This is a genomic window from Pseudomonas sp. SWRI92, assembly GCF_014268685.1.
GTDB lineage: Bacteria > Pseudomonadota > Gammaproteobacteria > Pseudomonadales > Pseudomonadaceae > Aquipseudomonas > Aquipseudomonas marvdashtae.
Genome location: NZ_JABWQY010000017.1, coordinates 111993 through 133852 on the forward strand (window position 1 = coordinate 111993; position 21860 = coordinate 133852).

Consider the following 21860-nt stretch of genomic DNA (forward strand, 5'->3'; position numbering starts at 1 on the left):
CACCGGGGCGAAAATTACCAACATTTTTGGTCAAGCGCTATAGCTTGTATGGCTTGATTTAGAGGGGTTTTGTAGGACAATCCGACCAAAGTCAGCGCTTTTGTAGGAACTTTCCTTTTTTCCATTCAGCAAGCGACCTGATTCAGCGGTGAAACACAGTTTTGCCAGGCGCAGGTGAAATCTCGCAGACGACCTTGAGGGTGAAAAGTCTGCCGCCAGATCCGGGCCATACCCAGCAAGTCGTCGGCGCTGGGCAATGGGGCGGCTTGTTCTTCGACCAACAACCAGGCGATGGCGGTGGCGTAGCGCAGGTTGACGGTCAATTCCAGATGGGGGCTGCTGAGGAAGGCATGTTGGCTGGCCAGGCCGCGAACCAGGCTGGCACGTTCCGGATCCAGCGCCAGATAATCGTCCCACAGCGCTTGGTGGCGAGGTTCGGTAATGCGGTACAAACCGTGTCCGCGGCGATCATGTAGGGCAGCGCCCAGGCCGGACTGGCTGGCGGCAATACCCAGCAACAAGGTTTCCGCGGTAGTGCTGTGACGCCCAAGATACAGGAGCGTCGGGCGGATCACGTATCTACACAGTTCGCTGGCGGCGATACCCATAAAACCCTCGAGATGGGAAATGGGCGAAGCCTGACGGTAAGGGCTTGGCAGCGAGTGGATCGGATCAGGCTTCGCCGAAAGCGGATCATGCCGCTCGAGTTGAAGTGTAGTGTCATATCTGCGCTGTAAAGGCCTGTTTTTAAACCAAGTTCGTCGAACGGTTATGACTGTTATAGCGGTTTGTGCTTAAGCCGTTGCGCTTTATCGAGAAACGTTGGGCAATAAAAAGCCCCGCGTTTTGGGCGGGGCCTTTGAAGTTTCAGCTGTCTGGCGTCTCAGGCAACCAGTGCCTGACGGGTACGCTCGATCACGGCCTGCAGCGGTTCCGCGCTGGAGTACTGGTCGGGATACAAGCGTTCGCTATGACGAGCGATGCCGTGTTCGTTGACCAGCGTGAAGCTGAAGCAGCCTTTGCGAGCGGCCATGATCAGGCAGTTCATTGGGGCAAAAGCGTTGGTTAGGGTGCGGATCGCATCCTGTGTGTGGATTTGAGTAGACATGTTATGGGTGTTCCTACAAATGACACGGTTAAGAACCGTGCAACGTTAAAACGTTCCAGTAACGTCGACCACCGTTGGTCGAACGAAGAACCCGACTGGAACAAAGCAGCCAGTTTGAGCGCTATATGAGTGCGCGCTTGGGCTGGCAGGTAGGTACTTAGGAGGGCAGGCAGCACATCAAGGGCAAAGGTTCTGGGCCCAGGGTGAAGATCCTGATCAATTTTGCAGGTTGGTTCGGTCAGAGTAGTGAGCCTGGCAGCACGCTTCGCATTCGTTCGAAGTGTATTGGCGCAAGGATTACCTGGAAACCATCGAGGGGGGCGGTCTCTTTTTTCGGTAAGGCGTCCTTTTGAGGATGGCTGACCGCAGAGATGTTTCCGACCCAGAATTGACTTTCAGCTTGGTACTAACGCCGCGGATACTAACGGATCGAATCGTGGAAGGGAAGGGCTCTGGTCAAAAAAGATCCAGTGCGGTCCAGATGCGACGAAAATAATGGCCCGATGCCAGAGATCTGTGGATGTCCACAGGGTTTTCTGCGCCCGATGTGCCAATAAAGCGCGGCGATATAACCACTTCGGATGTTACTTGTACACACTCCCGGTGTGGGCTGTCACCGTATTGTCATGTGGGGACAATCGGGGGTGGGTGCCTGTATCCAAAATTTAAGTCAATGAAAAACATCGCTTTTTTTGACTGGTGAAAAAATCGTCAGTTTGAGCGCAGGCCCCGTTCCACAGGGCTTGCGGACAGTTCAGGGTAGGTTGTCCACTGAGTTATCCACAGCTTCTGTGGATTGTCCCAAGCGCTTGCTCTAGCACGGGCGTGCTGGTTTTTTTCGACTTTACCCGGACGAAAAAAGGAGTAGAGTGGCGCGCCTTCCGATCTGTCCCGTAGTGCGTCATGAAGTTTCGCTCAGTATCAAATCCTGTTACCTCCGCACCCTCGGGTGTTACCCCACCCAAGCGCATGTCGATGCGAGTCGCCGAGTGGCTATTGGATAGCCCACGCCTGGGAGAACGCCCCAGCGTCAAGCATCTGGCCGGCCGTTTGCTCAAGCAACCGGCCCGAGAAGGGGTGGTGGCCGCACAAAGTCGCCTCGGGCAACTGATGTGTCGCGAGTGCGGTAATGCGCGGGACCGGCGCATCGGTCACGACTTGTTACGCCAGGCCGCCCGGGCCGGCGATCACCGCGCCCGCTTGGCGTTGGGTGAAATCGAAGACTGAGCTGGGCAACGCCTGGCTGCTTGGTTAACCTTCGGGCTTTATTTGATCGGCAGGGACTGTCATGGCTTTGGATTTGACCAGCCTGTTGCTAGGCCTGGCGGGCGCAGCAATGCCGTTGCTGGCGCTGGCCTGGCACCTGCAACGTCGGGCCACTGCCGCGCAGACTGAGCTGGCATTGCTCGAAGAGCGCCTGAGCACGGCCCACATGGCCCACGATGGGCTGAACGCCCAACTCGACGCCTGCCGTGACGAAATCAGTGACCTGAGCCAGGCCAATGCCGCCAAGCAAGCCGAACTTGCCGCCGCCTGTCGCGAGGTCGAGTTGCTGCAGGTCGAGCGCGACAATGCCAGGGACGCGGCCCATGCCTGGAACCTGGAGCGCGCCAATAAAGAAGCGGAACTGCGACGCCTCGATGCCCACGCGGCTTCGTTGCAGGCCGAATTGCGCGAGCAGCAGGAAAGCCATCAGCAGCGCCTGGACGACCTGCAAGGTTCGCGAGATGCGTTGCGGGCCCAGTTCGCCGAACTGGCCGGGAAGATCTTCGATGAGCGTGAACAGCGTTTCGCCGAAACCAGCCAGCAGCGCCTGGGGCAATTGCTCGATCCGTTGAAGGAACGCATCCAGTCCTTCGAAAAACGTGTCGAGGAAAGTTATCAGGCCGAGGCGCGCGAACGGTTCTCCTTGGGCAAAGAGCTGGAGCGGCTGCAGCAGCTGAACCTGCGCCTGAGCGATGAAGCCACCAACCTGACCCGTGCCCTCAAGGGACAAAAGACCCAGGGCAACTGGGGCGAGCTGATTCTGGAGCGAGTGCTCGAACATGCCGGCTTGGAAAAGGGCCGCGAATACCAGACTCAGGTCAGTCTCAAAGGCCCGGACGGCGAACGTTTCCAGCCCGACGTGCTGATTTACCTGCCCGGCGACAAACAAGTGGTGGTCGACTCCAAGGTCAGCCTGACCGCCTATCAGCAATACGTCGCCGCCGAAGACGATGCCATCGGCCAGCTTGCCCTCAAGCAACATGTCGTATCGTTGCGCGCTCACGTCAAAGGCTTGGCTGGCAAGGATTACAAGCGCCTGGACGGGTTGCACAGCCTGGATTTTGTGTTGCTGTTCGTGCCGATCGAAGCGGCATTTTCTGCCGCGCTGCAAGCCGAGCCGAACCTGTTCCAGGAGGCGTTCGATCGCAACATCGTGATTGTCAGCCCGACCACCTTGCTGGCGACGTTGCGGGTGATCGACAGCTTGTGGAAGCAAGAGCGCCAGAGTCAGAACGCCCGGGAAATCGCCGAGCGGGCGGGATGGCTTTACGACAAATTCGTCCTGTTCATTCAAGACCTGGACGAAATCGGCAGCCGCTTGCAGCAGTTGGACAAAGCCTACAGCGCCGCACGCAACAAGCTGACAGAAGGGCGCGGCAACCTGATCAGCCGCAGCGAACAGCTGAAATTGCTCGGTGCCCGGGCCAGCAAGAGCTTACCGCCCGAGTTGCTTGAGAGAGCGATGGCGGATGTGGATGGGTTGCCTGAGTTGCCGGAAGAAAGGCCCACGAAAGTACAAGAGTGATTCCGGTGACTGTGCACACTGCGAACCTGTGGCGAGGGGTTTTATCCCCGTTCGGCTGCGCAGCAGCCGCAAATCGGCTAACAAGGTTCGTCTGGTGAACTGCGGTCTGGCCATGGGGATTGCTGCGCAACCCAGCGGGGATAAATCCCCTCGCCACAGGGGGACCGTGCCCCCGTTATTACAACGGCAAATGCCGACTCAACAACGCCCGCAACGCCGCCGGCTTGACCGGTTTGGCCAGGTAATCCAGGCCCGCCGCATGCACCTGCGCCACTGTCTCGGGCCGGCCGTCGGCGCTGATCACCACCCCCGGCACCGGTTCGCCCATGCGCGTGCGCAGCCAGGCCATCAGCTCGGTACCGGTCTCGCCGTCGTCCAGATGAAAATCCACCAGGGCCAATTGCGGGCGGACCCCCTGGGCGAGCCAGCGTTCGCATTCTTCACGGTTGCGCGCCGTCCGTACCTGGCAGCCCCAGCGGGTCAGCAGACTGTTCATGCCGATCAGGATGCTGTCTTCGTTATCGACACACAGCACCTGCGCGCCGCTGGGCAATTGGCCGTTGGGTTCGGGCGCGATGTGGGGCTCGACGGCTTGCGTTCGGGCTAACGGCACGCTGACGCTGAACACACTGCCGCGCCCCGGCCAAGAGCGGACCCGTAACGAGTGGCTGAGGACGCGGCACAGCCCGTCGGCAATCGCCAGGCCCAGGCCCAACCCTTTCTCGGCGCGGGTCTGATGGCTGTCGAGGCGTTTGAATTCTTCGAAGATGACCTGCAGTTTGTCTTGGGCAATGCCCGGCCCGCGATCCCAGACCTCCAGGCACAGCTCGCCGTCGCGGCGGCGTACGCCCAGCAGCACCGGTCCCTTGGCGTAGCGGAAGGCGTTGGTGAGGAAGTTCTGCAAGACCCGCCGTAGCAACTTGATGTCGCTGTCTACCCGCAGCCGTGAACCGCGAACCCGGAATTTAAGGCCTTGCTCGCGCGCCAGCACCGTGAACTCGGCGCCAAGGGTGTCGAACAGGTCGTTGAGGGCGAACGGTTTGCGGTCAGGGTTGATCTTGCCGTTTTCCAGTCGGGAGATGTCCAGCAGGTCGGTGATCAGATCTTCGGCTGAGCGCAACGAACTGTCCAAATGCTGCACTAATTGCTGGGCTTCGCTCGGCAAGCCTTCGTGCTGATGGGACAGCGCCGCGGAGAACAGGCGCGCGGCGTTGAGGGGTTGCATCAGGTCATGGCTGACGGCGGCGAGGAAGCGGGTCTTGGATTGATAGGCCGCTTCGGCCGTGCCTTTGGCGTCGGTCAGCGCCAGGTTCAGTTGCGACAGCTCGCGGGTACGTTCGGCGACCCGCTGCTCGAGCCCTTCGTTGGCGTCGGTCAAGGCTTTTTCAGCTTCGCGGAACGCGGTGATGTCGGTAAAACTCATGACAAATCCGCCACCGGGCATCGGGTTGCCGATCAACTCGATCACCCGGCCGTTGGGGAACAACCGTTCCGAGGTGTGCGCACGCCCCTGGCGCATCCAGTGCAGGCGCCGGGCAACATGGACTTCAGCCTCGCCAGGACCGCAAAGGCCGCGCTCGGCGTTGTAGCGGATGATGTCGGCAATCGGCCGGCCGACACTGATAAGGCCGTCGGGATAATTGAACAGCTCCAGATAGCGACGGTTCCACGCCACCAGCCTGAGGGACTGGTCCACCACGCTGATGCCCTGCGTGATGTTTTCGATCGCGCCTTGCAGCAGCGCGCGGTTGAATTGCAACACCTCGGACGCTTCGTCGGCGATCCGCACGACGTCTTCCAGTTGCATCTCGCGGCCTTCGATCGCCGCTTTCACCACAGCCCGCGTCGAAGAAGCCCCCAGCACACCGGCCAGCAGGCGCTCGGTGTGGGCGATCCATTCGCTGTCGGCGTTCTGGCTCGGGTTGAAGCCTTTGCCTTGGCGATAGGCGAACCGGATAAAGCTCTGGCGCGCCCGTTCTTCGCCGACGAAGCGAGCGGCCAGTTGCAACAGGTCATCGATTTGCACCGCCAGCATCGAGCGCGGGTTGGGGCGAGCGTTGATCTCCTGGCCGATAAACCGTCCGGCCTGCCAATGTTCCGACACGCGAGTGCGCGACAACACCGAGACCCAGGCGAACAGAATGAAGTTGCCGGCCAACGACAAGACCACGCCTTGCGTCAATGGGGTGATCGGCAGGTCCAGTGGATTGCTGTGCAGCCAGGCCAGGCCGGGGAAACTGCCGAGCGACCAGCCCAGGCTGTGGGCGGCGATCGGCAGCACCAGCGTGTAGAACCAGAGGAAAATCCCGGTGGCGAGGCCGGCGAACACACCGCGTCGGTTCGCCTGCTTCCAGTACAGCGCACCGAGCATGGCGGGCGCCAGTTGCGTCACGGCGGCGAAGGCGATCTGGCCGATGGTCGCCAGGCTCGCCGTCGAACCGAGCAGTCGATAGCTGACGTAGGCCAGCAGCAGGATCACGACAATGCTTACCCGACGTACCGACAGCATCCACTGGCGGAACACTTCGAAGGGCCGCTCGGCGTTGTTGCGGCGCAACAGCCAGGGCAGCAGCATGTCGTTGGAAACCATGGTCGACAGGGCGACGCTCGCGACGATGACCATGCCGGTGGCGGCCGAGGCGCCGCCAATGAATGCCAGCACCGCCAGGGCAGGATGAGCCTGGGCCAGTGGCAGGCTGATGACGAACGAATCCGGCAGCACCGAGCTGGGCAGCAGCATTTGTCCGGCAAGTGCGATCGGCACCACGAATAGCGCGGCCAGGGCCAGGTAGGCGGGAAACACCCACTTGGCCAGGCGCAGGTCCTGAGGGTCGATGTTTTCCACCACGGTGACGTGGAATTGCCGGGGCAGGCAAATGATCGCCATCATCGCCACCCCGGTTTGCACCACCATGGACGGCCAGTTGATGGTTTCTTTCCAGTATTGCTCCAGGCGAGGCGCGAGCATCGCCTGGTTGAACAGATCGTCGAAGCCGTCGTAGAGGCCGTACGTGACGAACGCGCCAACCGCCAGGAAAGCGAACAGCTTGACCAGCGATTCGAAGGCAATCGCCAGCACCATGCCGCGGTGGTGTTCGGTGGCATCCAGGTTGCGTGTGCCAAACACGATGGTGAACAGCGCCAGGATCAGCGAGACGATCAGTGCCGTGTCCTGGGCGCGGGTGCCCATTGCATCGGCACCCGCGCCGATCAGCAGGTTCACTCCCAGCACGATGCCCTTGAGTTGCAAGGCAATGTAGGGCAACACGCCGACCAGGCAGATCAGCGCGACCACAATTGCCAGTGACTGGGATTTGCCATAGCGGGCGGCGATGAAGTCGGCGATGGAGGTGATGTTCTCCTGCTTGCTGATCATCACCATTTTCTGCAGGACCCACGGCGCAAACACCAGCAGCAGGATTGGCCCGAGGTAGATCGGCAGGAATGACCAGAGCTGTTCGGCGGCCTGGCCCACGGCGCCAAAGAACGTCCAGCTGGTGCAATACACCGCCAGCGACAAGCTATAGACCCAGGCCCGCACGCGCGGTGGCAACGGCGTGCTGCGCCGATCCCCGTAGAAGGCGATGGCAAACATGATGGCCATATAGGCCAGGGCAACGATGGCGATCAGCCCGCTGGACAGCGACATGGAAACTCCCAGACAAATACGCCCGGGCTTGAGCCCGGCACGACAGTCTCGCACGCCCGCTCGGGTTCGTCAGTGTCGACCAAGGTCGAGGCGTGAGGGTGGTCTTGGTGCCCAAGCCTTTTCCCGGACGTCCTCTTGAAAATCATTCGCAGCAAGTCCATTTTCTACGCATCCGTGGCACCGAGCATGTGGCCAGTCCTAGGGGTGAAGCGAGAACTCTGGTAATCGAGACTGAGGGCAGCGTTTGAGGTGTTATCTGGCGAATAGATAACCCATACAGAAATTACCCGTTATATAGATATTCTCTTCGGCTCTAGCATGGCCTCACCTCATCCGAGGAGAGGAAATGACCATGCCGTGCCGTGCCGAAAAATATCCCTTGCGACCCCTTAGCCACCTGCCCAGGCCAATGGAGGTGATTCGACAATTCACCCCGAACTGGTTTGCCGCGACCATGGGCACCGGCGTGCTGGCCCTGGCCCTGGCGCAACTGCCAGGGCCCAACCCCGGTTTGCACGCGCTGGCCGAAGGGCTGTGGTTGTTCAACATTCTCCTCTTCGTTTTGTTCACGGGACTTTATGCCGCTCGCTGGGTGCTTTTCTTCGATGAGGCCCGGCGGATTTTCGGACATTCAACCGTGTCGATGTTCTTCGGCACCATCCCCATGGGGCTGGCGACGATCATCAATGGTTTCCTGGTGTTCGGCGTGCCGCGCTTGGGCGAGGGTGTGTTGCCGTTGATCGAGGGGTTGTGGTGGGTCGACGTGGCGATGTCGCTGGCCTGCGGCGCGCTGATTCCGTTCCTGATGTTTACCCGCCAGGAACACCGCATCGACCAGATGACTGCCGTGTGGCTGCTGCCCGTAGTCGCCGCCGAAGTCGCTGCTGCCAGCGGCGGGCTGTTGGCGCCGCACCTTGCCGATGTTCATTCACAACTGGTCATGCTGGTGACCAGCTACGTGCTCTGGGCCTTTTCCCTGCCGGTGGCGTTCAGCATCCTGACCATTCTGCTGTTGCGCATGGCCTTGCACAAACTGCCCCACGAGAACATGGCCGCTTCGAGCTGGCTGGCCCTCGGTCCCATCGGAACCGGCGCCCTGGGGATGTTGCTGCTGGGGGGCGATGCGCCGACTATTTTTGCCGCCAATGGCCTGTCCGGCGTGGGCGAGGTCGCCTCCGGGCTAGGATTGATTGCCGGCGTCACCCTGTGGGGCTTCGGGTTCTGGTGGATGTTGATGGCGCTGCTGATCACCGCGCGCTACTTGCGCGAGGGCATCCCGTTCAATCTCGGCTGGTGGGGCTTCACCTTTCCGCTGGGTGTATTCGCCCTGACGACGCTGAAGCTGGCGAGCCTGCTGGGCCTGGTTTTTTTCAATGTGTTCGGTTGCGCGCTGGTGGCGCTGCTGGCGGTGATGTGGCTGATCGTTGGCTGGCGCACGTTACTGGGCGCCTGGCACGGTGAGTTGTTTGTGTCGCCCTGCATTGCGGGGCTGGCGAAATAATCGTTAAAGACAGGTAATGTGTGGCCTGGATTGAAAAAGCGTCATTCCAATAAGCGTCCACGCCACTCAGGAACATGGAAGATGGGTCACCCTTCGCAGTTCACCTTGCTTCGCACGCGGCGCTTCCTGCCGTTTTTCATCACGCAGTCCCTCGGGGCGTTCAACGACAATATTTTCAAGCAGTCGCTGATCCTCGCCATCCTCTACAAGCTGACCATCGAGGGCGACCGCTCAATCTGGGTCAACCTTTGCGCGCTGCTGTTCATCCTGCCGTTCTTCCTGTTTTCCGCGCTGGCGGGTCAATTCGGAGAAAAGTTCGCCAAGGACGCGCTGATTCGCCTGATCAAGCTCGGCGAAATCGCGATCATGGCGGTCGGCGCGCTGGGTTTCCTGTTCGATCATTTGTGGCTGATGCTGGCGGCGCTGTTTGCCATGGGCACGCATTCGGCGCTGTTTGGGCCGGTAAAATATTCGATCCTGCCGCAAGCGTTGCGCGAGGATGAACTGGTCGGCGGCAATGGCCTGGTGGAAATGGGCACGTTCCTGGCGATTCTTGCGGGCACCATCGGCGCGGGGATCATGATGTCGTCGGCGCACTACGCGCCGGTGGTGTCGGTGGCCATCGTCGGCATCGCCGTGGCCGGTTACCTGGCCAGCCGCGGCATTCCACGGGCGGCGGCGGCCTCGCCGCAGATGCGCTTGAACTGGAACATCTTCAGCCAGTCCTGGGCCACGTTGAAGCTCGGCCTGGGACAGACCCCGGCGGTTTCCCGCTCCATTGTCGGCAACTCGTGGTTCTGGTTTGTCGGGGCGATCTACCTCACGCAGATCCCCGCGTATGCCAAGGAGTGGATGCACGGCGACGAAACCGTGGTGACGTTGATCCTTACCGTGTTTTCGGTGGGGATCGCCCTGGGTTCGATGCTCTGTGAAAAACTCTCGGGGCGCAAAGTGGAGATTGGCCTGGTGCCGTTCGGCTCCTTCGGGTTGACCGTGTTCGGGCTGCTCTTGTGGTGGCATTCCGGCGCAATCCCCGACAGTGTGGACGGCCACGGCTGGCTGCAGATCCTGGGGTTCGGGCATGCCTGGCTGGTGCTGATCGACATTCTTGGCCTAGGGATTTTTGGCGGTTTTTACATCGTGCCGCTCTACGCCCTCATTCAGTCGCGTACCGTGGAGAACGAGCGGGCGCGGGTGATTGCCGCCAACAACATTCTCAACGCACTGTTCATGGTGGTCTCGGCGATCGTTTCCATCGTCTTGCTGAGCCTGGCCAAACTGTCGATCCCGCAGCTGTTCCTGGTGGTGTCGCTGCTGAACATTGGCGTCAATGCCTACATCTTCAAGATCGTTCCCGAGTTCAGCATGCGTTTCATGATCTGGCTGCTGAGCCATTCCATGTACCGCGTGGAGCATCGCAACCTCGAAGCGATTCCTGATGAGGGCGCGGCGCTGTTGGTATGCAATCACGTGTCCTTTGTCGATGCCTTACTGATCGGCGGCGCGGTGCGTAGGCCGATTCGTTTTGTGATGTATTACAAGATCTACAACCTGCCGGTCCTGAACTTTATCTTTCGCACCGCGGGCACAATTCCGATCGCCGGGCGCCAGGAAGATATCCAGATCTATGAAAAGGCCTTCAGCCGAATCGCCCAATACCTGAAGGACGGCGAGCTGGTGTGCATCTTTCCTGAAGGAAAATTGACCGCCAACGGTGAGATCAATGAGTTCAAGAGCGGACTGACACGCATCCTCCAGGAAACCCCGGTGCCAGTGATTCCCTTGGCGTTGCAGGGCTTGTGGGGCAGCTTCTTCAGCCGCGATCCGGACAAGGGGCTTTTTCGCCGGTTCTGGTCGCGAGTGACCCTGGTGGCGGGTTCGGCGGTTACGGTCGAGACGGCTGAGCCTGCGAAGTTGCAGGCGATGGTGGGAGAACTGCGCGGCGCGGTCCGATAACGCAAGACGATGCAGGAACCGGCAAGTCCGGCTCCTGCATTCGGTTCAGGTGCTGACCTTGAGGCCGATCAACCCGGCAATGATCAACGCCACGCTGGCCAACCGAATCAACGCCATCGACTCGCCAAACAGAATGATCCCGGCGATCACCGTGCCCACGGCACCGACGCCGGTCCAGATTGCATAGGCGGTGCCCAGCGGCAGCTCTTTCATGGCAAGGCCCAGCAGGCCAAGGCTGATCACCATGGCCGCAACGGTCAATGCAGTGGGGAGGGGACGGGAAAAGCCGTCGGTGTATTTCAGGCCCACAGCCCAACCGACTTCAAACAAGCCAGCGAAAAACAGAATGATCCAGGACATCACACACCTCATCGATGGATGGGGTCGTCCCCGGATAAAACGCTGTGCAGTTGCGGGGTCGTCCCCGCATTGGGCGAAGAATGCCCAATGCTGACTATTCGGTCAAGTCTCCCGGTCAGTCCGCCGCTTGGCGGGCAAGCAGCTCGCGGTCCTGCTTTTCACTCATGCGCCGGAAGTAGGTTGCCAGTAACGCGCCGGAAATATTGTGCCAGACGCTGAACAGTGCACTGGGGACCGCCGCCAGCGGCGAAAAATGCGCACTGGCCAGGGCCGCGCCGAGGCCGGAGTTCTGCATGCCCACCTCCAGCGACAAGGTTTTGCGCTGGGCCAGTGGCAATCCGAACAGGCGCCCGGTGAAATACCCCAACAAGTAGCCAAAGCTGTTGTGCAGCATCACGATCGCCATGATCAGCAGGCCGGATTCGGCGATCTTCGCCTGACTGGCCGCTACCACTGCTGCGACGATGATCACGATGCTCACCACCGACACCAACGGCAACACATCGACGGCGAGACGAACCCGTTCACCCAGCAAACGTTGGGCGACGACGCCAAGGAAGATTGGCAACAGGACTATTTGCAAGATAGACCAGAACAGCGCCGAGAACGACACCGGCAACCAGGCCGAGGCCAATAGCCAGATCAGCGCCGGGGTAATCACCGGGGCGAGCAGGGTAGTGATGGCCGAGATCGACACGGCCAAGGCCAGGTCACCGCGACCCAGCCAGGTCATGACGTTGGAGGATGTGCCGCTCGGGCAGCAGCCTACGAGGATCACCCCCACGGCAATTTCCGGCGGCAGGCTGAATAGCTGGCAAAGCAGCCACGCGGTGCCTGGCATGATCACGAACTGAGCTGCAACTCCCAGGGCGACGCGTCCCGGATGGCGGGCCACCTCGGCAAAATCCTCGGTCTTCAGGGCCAGGCCCATGCCGAACATCACCAGGCCAAGCAACGGCACAATGGCTACTTTCAGATCGACAAACCATTGTGGAAATAGAAACGCCACTATCGCAAACAACAGTACCCAGTAAGCGAAGGTGTTGCCGACAAAACGACTCAATGCAACCAGTGCGCGCATGACCTGATCCTTATTATTAGTTGCAGCACAACCCGACATGAAAGCGAGCCTGCTTAAGATAACGGATTGTCGGCCCACATTTCTGTGGATCATCGACCGTCATCGCGAGCGGGCTTGCTCCCAAAGGACAACTTCTGCCGTTAGATTCCCTGCGGAATCTCTTCACCGCCCAACGCTTCAACCAGCGCCGGCAGGAACTCACCGAATGTCAGCATCATCAGGGTGAAGCTGGCGTCCAACTGGCCCAAGGCTTCGTCGCCGCCGTCCTGTTCCGCCTGGTCCTGCAGCAAGTCCTCGAACTTCAGGCGCTTGACTACCATTTTGTCGTCGAGCACGAAGGACAACTTGTCCTGCCAGGCCAGCGACAGCTGCGTCACGACCTTGCCAGTGCTCAGGTGCAGTTGGATTTCGTCGCTGGTGAGGTCCTGGCGCTTGCAACGAACGATGCCGCCGTCTTCATGGGTGTCGCGCAGTTCACATTCGTCCAGCACGAAGAAATCGTCTGCGGCTTTCTGAGTCTTGACCCAGTCGGTCATGATCGCGGTCGGCGCCGTCTTCACGGTGAGCGGGCGTACCGGCAGCGTGCCGATGACTTCGCGCAGGGTGGAAAGCAGGTCTTCGGCGCGTTTCGGGCTGGCGGAGTTGACCAGGATCAGGCCCTGTTTCGGCGCGATGGCGGCGAACGTGGACGAGCGACGGATGAATGCACGAGGCAGGAACGCCTGGATGATTTCATCCTTGATCTGGTCCCGTTCCTTTTTATAGACCTTGCGCATTTGTTCGGCTTCGATCTCTTCGACCTTTTCCTTCACGGCGTCGCGCACGACGCTGCCGGGCAGGATGCGTTCTTCCTTGCGTGCGGCGATCAGCAGGAAATCCTGGCTGACATGCACCAAGGGCGCGTCTTCGCCTTTACCGAAGGGCGCGACGAAACCGTAAGTGGTCAACTCCTGGCTTGCACATGGGCGTGCCAGTTTGGTCGCCAGTGCAGTTTCCAACGCCTCGGCATCAACAGGCAGATCTTGGGTCAGGCGATAGATAAGCAGGTTCTTGAACCACATGGGGTGAGTCTCTCCTTTATACAAAGGGGGGCATTATTCTCTTCGCGGCGCCATAGGCCAACCCTTAGCTAAGCCTTTGGAAGGCCTGAGAAAATTAATTTAAAAAGTGCTTGCCAGCTTAGGGAGTGCTCCGTAGAATGCGCGCCACACCGAAAGCGAAGGGTGATTAGCTCAGCTGGGAGAGCGTCTGCCTTACAAGCAGAATGTCGGCGGTTCGATCCCGTCATCACCCACCATTCGTTTCAAGTGTTACGCGCAGCGGTAGTTCAGTCGGTTAGAATACCGGCCTGTCACGCCGGGGGTCGCGGGTTCGAGTCCCGTCCGCTGCGCCATATTTGGTAACCTGGAACACTGAACGCCAGGTCACCAAAAGAAGCCCGCTAACGCGGGCTTTTTGCTGTTTGCAATTTACCCGCGGTACGCATGAATCTTTTTTTTTGCTGTTTTTTTCAATTAAATCAGCGCGTTATAAAAAACTGTGAGAGAATGCGCACCGCATCGAAAGTGAAGGGTGATTAGCTCAGCTGGGAGAGCGTCTGCCTTACAAGCAGAATGTCGGCGGTTCGATCCCGTCATCACCCACCAAACTTTCAATGTTACGCGCAGCGGTAGTTCAGTCGGTTAGAATACCGGCCTGTCACGCCGGGGGTCGCGGGTTCGAGTCCCGTCCGCTGCGCCATATTCGGTCACCTGGAATGCTGAACGCCAGGTTGCCAACAAAAAGCCCGCTCATTTGAGCGGGCTTTTTGTTGGCTGGCATTTGCCTCTCTCTACTGCTCGGCATTACGGCTATGACGATAATCACTGACCGCCTCATACACGGCCTTGCGCAAACGGTTGATACCGCCAATAGGCCGATGAGCCTCGATGCCGAACCAAGGGTTGAAGGACTGATTATCACAAGCCAGGTTCAGCTTGGGCGTGTCGAAGTCCTGAGCCGGCACCTTGATCCGCGCCACCGTCTCGAACGGTGCATCGTCTTCCTGCCATTCAATGCTGGTGTCTTCGATGGGCATGTACTTGCTCGGATCCTGACGCTGGATCTGCAAGACAAAACAGGCCGGCACGCGATCTGTGGATAACTGCTGGTTCAATGCGCTGCGCAAGAAATTCGGCAGGTCCTGGTTCTGCGCAGGCAAGGCGTAGCTTGGGCAGCTGTCCGGGTCCGGTGCGACGCGAAACTTGGCATTGGCCGCGCCGAATTTGTAAGGCGATACCGAGAAGTAGGTGGTCTGGGTCGGACTGGTTGGGGGCGGCGAGAGTGTCGACAGGGCGATGAATAGATGACGGATCTGCCAAGTGCGCGGATCCAGGCTCGGGAAGAACGCCATTGCCTTCTTTCCGTCAGCCTGAGCGGCCACATTCTGACGATACTCGGCGACATCACTGACGAAGAAGTTCGGATGATTGAACATCACGAAGTCCTGCTCGCCTTGTGATTGCCGACCCGCGAGCAGTTGCTTGCCGGGCACGTCCAGCAACTTGATCGCCATCCCCCGCGCGTCGCGCAAGCTGTCGAATTGCGGATAGGCGTTACCGTTGGATAGGCGGATTGTTGCCTGCCAGGTCTTGCCCGGTTCGGCAAATACCCCTTGGCGCAGAGGCGCTGGCAGATCGTTCGGCACTTGGACTTCGGCCATGACACAACCGTGAGCCTTGGCGTGGGCATCGCGCAGGTAGCGGGTGCCTTCGCGGTGCTGATCGACGATGCGGATGGCCGTCTGGATGATGTCCTGGGTCATGGCGCTTTCGCCCGGGGGGATCTGCTCCTTGTCCGAGACCGAGCCGCTGTGTTGCCAGGCAAACCAAGCGGTGGACAAGGCCCAGCCGAGCAGCCCGATGCCCAGCAGCCACAAGAGCGTCTTGCCCAAAAAGGCGCCGAGGCGCAGCCAGAGCGTGATCAACATGCAAACATCCTTTTACCTGTGGGGTTCATCATTACAGTTGCGACTCCAGCGGCCCGCCCAATACTTTCAAATACTCCAGCAAGGCCCAGCGTTCCTGCGGTTGCAGCAAGCGGCCAATGACGCCGTTGCCTCGCTCGCCTGAGCGGAATTCGTGGCCGCTGTTGTGGTTGCCGGTGATCTTGGTATCGAAAAGAAAACCGTTGGCAAAGGCTTCGGTGCGATAGCCCAAATGGCGCGGGTCATATTCGAAGCTGCCTTTATAGAAGGTCGTTGCCCGCTCGGCCTGGGGGGACAACAGTTGATAAATCGTCGGCACCGAGCCGTTGTGCAGGAACGGTGGAGTGGCCCAGACACCTGCTAGTGGCCGGGCCTTGTAGGCGCGCAACTCGCGTACCCCGATGGGCAGTCCGAAACCGTCCAGGGCCGGGCGCTCGACCGGCGTCACGCCGGCGTCGCGATAAGCACGGTTTTCGACAAATGCGGTGACATAGGCCAGGCCCTTGGCAACCGAAACCTGGCTGAGATCCAGTGGCTCTGTCGGCGTCGGGTGCAGTTGCACGTCCAGCTTCGCCAGCTCGGCCGGGTCCCATTGCAGACTGGTCAGGTTGAAGCGATGGTCAGCGATATTATTGGCGGTGCCGGGGTCGGTGCCGATCACTTTCACCGGCAGCATGTGCAATTGCTGGACCGGTCTGTCGGGCCCCTGAACCACTTTTTGGACATGGCAGCCGGCGCAGTTCTCGGCGAACAGCACCCGGCCTTTGGCGGCCAAAGGCTTGTCGATCGAGCCCAGCAGCGCCTCCGGCCATGCCGGAGGCTTGAGCAGTTGCAAGGTTTCTTCAATCTTGTTCAGGTCGCGCACGCGCACGCTGGAAGGGTAGCGCGCATCGCCCTGCAGCGGCTTGCCCTGGGCGTCGAAGAAATTCAGCGTGGCGCCGACTCCCAAGGCCTCGCCGACATTGCGCGCCATCGGTTGCTGGGCCGAGCCGTTCCACTGCACCCAGTCAAATGTCCACATTTCCCACAGCTGAGGGTAATCCACCGGCGCGTTGGCGACCCGGTAGTTTTCCTCCGAGATGGCGTCGCCGAAGCTGGCGTTGGCGATGCGACCAAAGGCGTCGGTACGGCCCGGACCTTCCTCGGTGGGATAGAGGCCACGATGAGTGTCGTTCCAGGCCGTGCGCAGGAACGTGTCCAGGGAAACCTTGAAGGCCTTGCGCAGTTCTTCATGGCGGGCGTCGTAGTCCTTGCCCAGCACTTGGCGGGCGAAGCGCTCGAATTTCCAGGGGTTGTAGTAGGTCGAGGCGAGGCTTGCGACCAATGCCTGTCCGAAACTGCCTCCGCGCAATGTCGGAACAGTCGACGGCAATACGTGTTGGGCGGAGCCGCCGTCGATCCGTATTGCCTGGCCTTTGAAGTGCAGCTCGCCGGTGTGGCAGGCGGCGCACGTAATATCCAGATATTGTTCGTTGCTGCCCGCATTTTGGTGACGGGTGAAACCTACCGGCAAGTTGCCGGGGTTTTCCGGCGTGGCTTTCTGTGCCGGATCGACCAGGAACCCGAAGCGCGCCAGATATTGCGGTGAAGAGAAACGCTGTTGCGAGAACGGCAATTCGAGGGCCGTGAACCACTCGTAATGCAGGCCCTTGACCTGGGTGCCCTGGGGGGTGAAATAGTAAGTCTGGCGCTCTGCCGCGCTCCATTGGTCCAGGTAATGCACCTGCTCCACGGGTGTATAGGCCGGCAAGCGCGGGTTGGCGACGTAATAAAGCACGACGGCCACGGCAATGATGAGCAGGGCGAGTAACAGCAAGAGAATGCGAGAGAGGAGGCGCACGGTAACGTCCTTGTTTTTTTGATATGTCCTTATGCCTCAGTGCCGGCTGGCCGGCAAGTGGCCATTATCTTGGGCCGTATGGGGCGGCAATGTGTCTCTGTACGTAATAGATGACAGATGCTTCATCTGCCCAGGATCAAAAAGCGTTTGCCGGCCTGAACTTATCATCGCTTTGTGGCTCACATGCCGGTAGCCATTGGTCGTGGCCGCCTGATAAGCTCGCGGCTTTACTCGATTGCCCTTTAGGCGCATGAACAAGGAAATAGCATGAAACAGCATCGGTTGGCGGCGGCGGTAGCCCTGGTTGGCCTGGTACTCGCGGGTTGTGACTCGCAGACCAGCGTAGAGCTGAAAACCCCGGCGCAGAAAGCTTCCTACGGCATTGGCCTGAACATGGGCAAGAGCCTGGCTCAGGAAGGTATGGATGACCTGGACTCCAAAGCAGTCGCCCAGGGCATCGAAGATGCCGTCGGCAAGAAAGAACAGAAGCTGAAAGACGAAGAACTGGTCGAAGCCTTCGCCGCCCTGCAAAAGCGTGCCGAAGAACGCATGGCCAAGATGAGTGAAGAGTCGGCAGCGGCCGGCAAGAAATTCCTCGAAGAAAATGGCAAGAAGGCGGGTGTTACTACCACCGCTTCCGGCCTGCAGTATGAAGTGGTCAAGAAAGCCGACGGCGCACAGCCCAAGCCGACCGACGTGGTGACCGTTCACTACACCGGCAAGTTGACCAACGGCACTGTGTTCGACAGCTCCGTGGAGCGTGGCAGCCCGATTGACCTGCCGGTCAGCGGCGTGATCCCGGGTTGGGTCGAAGGCCTGCAACTGATGCACGTCGGCGAGAAGTACAAGCTGTACATCCCGAGCGAGCTGGCCTACGGTGCCCAGAGCCCGAGCCCGGCCATCCCTGCCAATTCGGTCCTGGTGTTTGACCTGGAACTGCTGGCAATCAAGGATCCGGCAAAAGAAGACGCAGCCAAGTAATCGCGTCTGCTATAACGACAACGCCTCGCTTATGCGGGGCGTTGTTGCATCTGGCGGTCGGTGAATGACAAAAAAACCGAACGCTCGGGGTGGGCTACAGTCATAGGCAATACAGGCGCTGCGCTAGACGCAGTTGGCCGATCAAGTCAATGAAATATTGGGTTTTTTTATGTGAGTAAAAAACGCCCGATCTAAGCCGGGCCCTTATTAAACGGGGGCTTCAGCGGTGAAATGCAGCTCTGTTCACAAGGTTATCCACAATTTGTGTGGATAACATTTCAGTGGGAGAAAAAATGAAGGCCCCGTGGAATTTCACCCGGTTTCTACCTCTGGCGGGACGGCTGCTGGCCCGCGGTAGACTGCCGACGTTGCTGTTCGCCGTTGCCAGCAAAGGGGCGCGTGAGGGCGGCCGGCTGGGCAAGCTCAAGGAAGACCTGCGCTTGTTGCAGGCGTTGTGCCTGGCCTACTGGCGTGGCGACTACCGGGCGGTCAGTGCCAAGTCGTTATTGTCGGTCGTGGCGGGGCTCATGTATTTCCTCAGCCCGCTGGACGCAATTCCAGACCTGCTGCCGATGTTCGGCATGTTCGACGACATCGCCGTGCTGGCGTGGATCATGAAAACACTCGACGACGAACTCAGTGCCTTCCGCGCCTGGCGTGACCAGCAGTCACCCGAGAAGCTCGCGCTGGTCGAAAGACTTCCCGATACCCCAGAACAACTCCTGCTCCAAGGTCCGAAAAAGACCTGATCCCGCCTGTTTGCCCCAGAACATCATCGCCCCGCGACCTCGGCTGCTATTTAGGATTACACTTCCAAGGAAAAAAGCTGACTCGCTAAGTGTTGTTGTCCTACGGGGTAGACATGGATATTCAAATAATCACACGCGACGGAGAGCCCGAATACGCGGTTTTGCCGTGGGATCAGTACCAGTCGTTATTGAAGGCAGCAGGTCTCAATCAAGCTCCGCCGCGGGAGGCAAAAGCCCAGGATGCGGCGGCACCCGATCAGGTCCTTCCTGGTCTGGATCAGTTGCGCAGCTTGCGCGAAGGGAAGGGCATCGCCATCGAGGCGCTGGCCCGCACGGTAGGCATCAGCCCGTCTTATCTGGCCATGATCGAAAGCGGCGAGCGTCAGCCTGATGCCGCGATCAAGCGCAGCCTGGCCTGGGAACTGACGGTGCCGGGTTGGAGGGATGAATTGTGAGTGTACGCATCAGTCGACAACATTGGGATGGGTTGTTGGGGGAGTTGGACCAGGCGCGTCGCCAGCGCCATTTGCTGACATACCGCGCCTTGCTGGAACGCTTGCAGCTTCCAAGCCCGGCGATGCAGACCTTGACCGCCGCGCTCGAACACCTGGCCGCGCTGGACGCCCGGGCTGAACAGCCGCTGCGCAGTTCGCTGGTCATCAGCCAGGGTGCCAGCCGATTGCCGCGCACCGGTTTCTTCGAATGTGTCGAGCGCCTCGGTCGTTTTTCCGGTCCGTCCGACGGCGTCGCCGCTGCGTCCTGGCATGCTTCGGAAGTGGTTCGGGTATTCGAATACGAGTACCCCGAATCGGCGGAGGCCTGAGTGCTCTGGCGCGTCAAGGCGCGGGCCGGCTATTGGCTGGCGCGGCGGTTGTTTCATTGGTCATGGTTCGTCCGACAGCCGCGTGGCTGGGCCTGGCTCGAAGGTCAGTTTGCACGCATGGCGAACCTGGGTGATGTCGGTGCCCAGAGTTTCTACGGGCATATCCTGACGTTTCGCGGCCAGGGGCTGGGCGCGCGCGAGGAGGGCATTCGCCTGCTGCGATTGGCCGCACTGGCCGGTGATGGCAAGGCCGCCTATCAGGTCGGCGTCATCAGCCTCGCCGGCACCGCCACTAAAGCGCCGGACCCGGCCGAAGCGGCACGCTGGTGGACCCTCGCCGCAAAGGCCGGGCATCCGTTGGCCGAGATCAAGCTCAAGGCGCTCGAAGGCCAGGCCCCTTAGTTGTTATCCATAGGCGGTGTCTTTGTTCTTCGCTAATGGGGCATCTCCTTTAGGGCAAATCTCAGAATCGTCCTACGCTATCCGTCTCCTTATCTGACTTATTTCCCCTGCCTTCCCCGGCACAGTCTCGCGCTTCCCGATTCCTCGCGAGACGCCTGCCCATGCCCGATCGATTTTTCCTGTTGGCCTCTGATCGAGCGCTGCCCTGATGGATCAGGTGCGCCGCATCGAGGATGCACTCGACAGTTTCAAAGAGACCCTTCCCCTTTACCGCGAGCAGCTCGAGAGCTGGTACAGCCGCGCGGCGGACGGCGCCAGCCAGTTAGCCGACCTGCCTTCATTGATGGGCATGGAGCGGGTGATCCGTTTCGGTGACAGCACCACGGCGGTCAGCATCCAGGACACGGATTTTCTCTCCACCGTCGCCCAGTGCCCCAAGGGCGGCGTCTTGACGATCGAGAGCAAGCTCGAGTCGGTGTACGACATTCCGCTGGGCGGCATCGTTGTAGATGTGGTGGAGGTCGGCAGTGGAAAGATCACGCCGGTCACGCTGGATGCCCAAGGCGTGGGGACCTTCAAAGGCGAAGCGGGTCGCTACTATCAGGTACACGTCCAGGGCGAGGTATCTCCCAAGCAAATCGAAGAACTGTTTTCTTCCTACGACGGCCTGACCTCCGATCTGACGGACTGGCTGCGCGGCGAGTGGCAGGGTTTCAAGCCGCAGTGGGCGCAGCAATCCCTGGCTACGTCGGCGGCTGCGGTGGGCAATGGCCTGCTCGCCGGCGGTTGGGCAGCGATCGAAGGGGTGTGGGACAGCATCGGCCTGATCTCGGACATCCTCAAGGACCCCGTTCGGTTCGGCGCGGAGTTGGGCAGCGGCGCGGCCGATCTAGCCAAACTTGCACAGTCGGCACCGCAGGTCATGGCGAAGCTGCAGCTGCTGGCCAGTGACGAAGCGGCGCTGTGCTTGCTGGTGCGCACCGCCAGTCTCTGGCTGGACATGCTGCCGCCCAGTGAACTCGCCGGCAGCACGGCCCAAGCGTTATCCACAATGCTCGTGCAGTTGGTGATCGACCTGCTGATCGGCGTGGTCCTGACGTTCGCCGCGGCGGGAGCCGGCATTGCTTATCTGTCGATGCGCCTGGTTCGGCACAGCGCTCGCCTGCTGGATGCCGCGAAGCGTTTCATTCGTGCCATCTTCGCGGTGGTGAACGGTTTCATGGCCTACGTGGACCGCTACAAAACCGTGGCGGCGCGAGGCATCACCGCCGCTGTGAAAAAGGGCCGGATGCAACTGCGCTGGGACGCGAAGCGCAATACCACGCTGAAACAAGACCAACACCACGACGACGCCCCCACCCAATCGAAAAACCCCAACGGCGATCCCGCCGACAACGCGGACCAGACCCGCACTCACGGCTGCCCGGTGTCGATGGTCACTGGCGAAGAACTGCTGACCCTGGAAGATGGCACCCTCGACGGGCGCATGCCCTTCGTCTTCACCCGCCTTTATCGCACCAGCGCCGCCGACCTGGACGTCGGGCTCGGCCGTGGCTGGAGCCATGCCCTGGCCCATCGCCTGTTGATTGAAGGCGAGCAGGTCATCTGGATCGACCAGGAAAACCGCCGCACCACGTTTCCCCGACCGAGCCTG

At 60.2% G+C, this 21860-nt stretch carries 18 protein-coding genes and 4 tRNA genes; 14 read left to right on the top strand and 8 right to left on the bottom strand.

The window, feature by feature from the left end:
* Positions 1-125: 125 nt before the first annotated feature.
* Both HU762_RS22120 and HU762_RS22125 read right to left on the bottom strand, forming a co-directional pair.
* Entirely contained in the window at positions 126-608 is a 483-nt protein-coding gene (locus HU762_RS22120) for a hypothetical protein (RefSeq protein WP_186640646.1), read from the bottom strand.
* Between the two features lie 275 nt (positions 609-883).
* Positions 884-1108 (bottom strand): hypothetical protein, encoded by a 225-nt coding sequence (locus HU762_RS22125; protein ID WP_007898912.1) that lies wholly within the window; start codon positions 1106-1108, stop codon positions 884-886.
* A 903-nt stretch (positions 1109-2011) separates the two neighbouring features.
* Here HU762_RS22125 and HU762_RS22130 point away from each other — a divergent pair.
* Positions 2012-2335, top strand: coding sequence for a sel1 repeat family protein (locus HU762_RS22130; protein WP_186640647.1), 324 nt, complete (start codon positions 2012-2014; stop codon positions 2333-2335).
* Between the two features lie 175 nt (positions 2336-2510).
* Positions 2511-3899 (top strand): DNA recombination protein RmuC, encoded by a 1389-nt coding sequence (rmuC, locus tag HU762_RS22135; protein WP_186640669.1) that lies wholly within the window; start codon positions 2511-2513, stop codon positions 3897-3899.
* 178 nt (positions 3900-4077) lie between these two features.
* On the opposite strand, the gene HU762_RS22140 is transcribed toward rmuC, so the two are convergent.
* Entirely contained in the window at positions 4078-7548 is a 3471-nt protein-coding gene (locus HU762_RS22140; RefSeq protein ID WP_186640648.1) for a PAS domain-containing hybrid sensor histidine kinase/response regulator, read from the bottom strand.
* Between the two features lie 352 nt (positions 7549-7900).
* Between HU762_RS22140 and HU762_RS22145 the strand changes: the two genes are divergently transcribed.
* Positions 7901-9049 (top strand): TDT family transporter, encoded by a 1149-nt coding sequence (locus HU762_RS22145; RefSeq protein WP_186640670.1) that lies wholly within the window; start codon positions 7901-7903, stop codon positions 9047-9049.
* A gap of 81 nt (positions 9050-9130) precedes the next feature.
* Positions 9131-11005 (top strand): MFS transporter, encoded by a 1875-nt coding sequence (locus HU762_RS22150; protein ID WP_186640650.1) that lies wholly within the window; start codon positions 9131-9133, stop codon positions 11003-11005.
* A 45-nt stretch (positions 11006-11050) separates the two neighbouring features.
* Here the strand turns inward: HU762_RS22150 and sugE are convergent, their stop codons facing one another.
* From sugE to rdgC, 3 genes are all read right to left on the bottom strand, one after another.
* Entirely contained in the window at positions 11051-11365 is a 315-nt protein-coding gene (gene sugE / locus HU762_RS22155; RefSeq protein WP_186614497.1) for a quaternary ammonium compound efflux SMR transporter SugE, read from the bottom strand.
* Positions 11366-11480: 115 nt separating this feature from the next.
* Positions 11481-12446 carry a bile acid:sodium symporter family protein gene (locus HU762_RS22160; protein WP_186640652.1) on the bottom strand — a complete coding sequence of 322 codons (966 nt, stop codon included), beginning with the start codon at positions 12444-12446 and terminating at the stop codon, positions 11481-11483.
* A gap of 140 nt (positions 12447-12586) precedes the next feature.
* Positions 12587-13507, bottom strand: a complete 921-nt coding sequence (gene rdgC / locus HU762_RS22165) for a recombination-associated protein RdgC (protein WP_186640654.1) — start codon at positions 13505-13507, stop codon at positions 12587-12589.
* Between the two features lie 160 nt (positions 13508-13667).
* On the opposite strand from rdgC, the gene HU762_RS22170 reads away from it, so the two are divergent.
* The 4 genes from HU762_RS22170 to HU762_RS22185 all read left to right on the top strand — a co-directional run bounded on the left by HU762_RS22170 (position 13668) and on the right by HU762_RS22185 (position 14186).
* Positions 13668-13743: transfer RNA gene (locus tag HU762_RS22170), tRNA-Val, on the top strand.
* A 19-nt stretch (positions 13744-13762) separates the two neighbouring features.
* A tRNA-Asp gene (locus HU762_RS22175) sits at positions 13763-13839 on the top strand.
* A 177-nt stretch (positions 13840-14016) separates the two neighbouring features.
* A tRNA-Val gene (locus HU762_RS22180) sits at positions 14017-14092 on the top strand.
* Positions 14093-14109: 17 nt separating this feature from the next.
* A tRNA-Asp gene (locus HU762_RS22185) sits at positions 14110-14186 on the top strand.
* Positions 14187-14277: 91 nt separating this feature from the next.
* Here HU762_RS22185 and HU762_RS22190 read toward each other — a convergent pair.
* The gene (locus HU762_RS22190; RefSeq protein ID WP_186640656.1) at positions 14278-15414 is read right to left on the bottom strand and encodes a catalase family protein; all 1137 of its coding nucleotides are present in this window, start codon (positions 15412-15414) and stop codon (positions 14278-14280) included.
* Positions 15415-15445: 31 nt separating this feature from the next.
* The gene (locus tag HU762_RS22195; protein ID WP_186640658.1) at positions 15446-17251 is read right to left on the bottom strand and encodes a di-heme-cytochrome C peroxidase; all 1806 of its coding nucleotides are present in this window, start codon (positions 17249-17251) and stop codon (positions 15446-15448) included.
* A gap of 267 nt (positions 17252-17518) precedes the next feature.
* On the opposite strand from HU762_RS22195, the gene HU762_RS22200 reads away from it, so the two are divergent.
* The 6 genes from HU762_RS22200 to HU762_RS22225 all read left to right on the top strand — a co-directional run.
* Positions 17519-18232 (top strand): FKBP-type peptidyl-prolyl cis-trans isomerase, encoded by a 714-nt coding sequence (locus HU762_RS22200; protein WP_186640660.1) that lies wholly within the window; start codon positions 17519-17521, stop codon positions 18230-18232.
* A gap of 293 nt (positions 18233-18525) precedes the next feature.
* Positions 18526-18981: a YkvA family protein gene (locus tag HU762_RS22205; protein ID WP_186640662.1), complete on the top strand. Its 456-nt coding sequence runs from the start codon at positions 18526-18528 to the stop codon at positions 18979-18981.
* Positions 18982-19094: 113 nt separating this feature from the next.
* Complete coding sequence (locus HU762_RS22210; RefSeq protein ID WP_186640664.1) at positions 19095-19436, top strand: helix-turn-helix transcriptional regulator; 342 nt, start codon at positions 19095-19097, stop codon at positions 19434-19436.
* Positions 19433-19804, top strand: a complete 372-nt coding sequence (locus HU762_RS22215; protein ID WP_003179080.1) for a hypothetical protein — start codon at positions 19433-19435, stop codon at positions 19802-19804. The genes HU762_RS22210 and HU762_RS22215 overlap by 4 nt, the downstream gene beginning before the upstream one ends.
* On the top strand, positions 19805-20206 hold the full coding sequence (locus HU762_RS22220; protein ID WP_186640666.1) for a sel1 repeat family protein: 402 nt from the start codon (positions 19805-19807) through the stop codon (positions 20204-20206). It begins immediately after the preceding gene.
* Positions 20207-20414: 208 nt separating this feature from the next.
* Positions 20415-21860 (top strand): DUF6531 domain-containing protein (locus HU762_RS22225; protein ID WP_238340420.1); only part of this gene is annotated, 1446 nt, incomplete at its 3' end.

Coding starts and splice junctions, on each gene's coding strand:
- HU762_RS22160 (WP_186640652.1), bottom strand. CDS start 12,446: ATGCGCGCACTGGTTGCATTGAGTCGTTTTGTCGGCAACACCTTCGCT.
- HU762_RS22150 (WP_186640650.1), top strand. CDS start 9,131: ATGGGTCACCCTTCGCAGTTCACCTTGCTTCGCACGCGGCGCTTCCTG.
- rdgC (WP_186640654.1), bottom strand. CDS start 13,507: ATGTGGTTCAAGAACCTGCTTATCTATCGCCTGACCCAAGATCTGCCT.
- HU762_RS22125 (WP_007898912.1), bottom strand. CDS start 1,108: ATGTCTACTCAAATCCACACACAGGATGCGATCCGCACCCTAACCAAC.
- HU762_RS22130 (WP_186640647.1), top strand. CDS start 2,012: ATGAAGTTTCGCTCAGTATCAAATCCTGTTACCTCCGCACCCTCGGGT.
- HU762_RS22190 (WP_186640656.1), bottom strand. CDS start 15,414: ATGTTGATCACGCTCTGGCTGCGCCTCGGCGCCTTTTTGGGCAAGACG.
- sugE (WP_186614497.1), bottom strand. CDS start 11,365: ATGTCCTGGATCATTCTGTTTTTCGCTGGCTTGTTTGAAGTCGGTTGG.
- HU762_RS22205 (WP_186640662.1), top strand. CDS start 18,526: ATGAAGGCCCCGTGGAATTTCACCCGGTTTCTACCTCTGGCGGGACGG.
- HU762_RS22120 (WP_186640646.1), bottom strand. CDS start 608: ATGGGTATCGCCGCCAGCGAACTGTGTAGATACGTGATCCGCCCGACG.
- HU762_RS22210 (WP_186640664.1), top strand. CDS start 19,095: ATGGATATTCAAATAATCACACGCGACGGAGAGCCCGAATACGCGGTT.
- HU762_RS22140 (WP_186640648.1), bottom strand. CDS start 7,548: ATGTCGCTGTCCAGCGGGCTGATCGCCATCGTTGCCCTGGCCTATATG.
- HU762_RS22145 (WP_186640670.1), top strand. CDS start 7,901: ATGCCGTGCCGTGCCGAAAAATATCCCTTGCGACCCCTTAGCCACCTG.
- HU762_RS22200 (WP_186640660.1), top strand. CDS start 17,519: ATGAAACAGCATCGGTTGGCGGCGGCGGTAGCCCTGGTTGGCCTGGTA.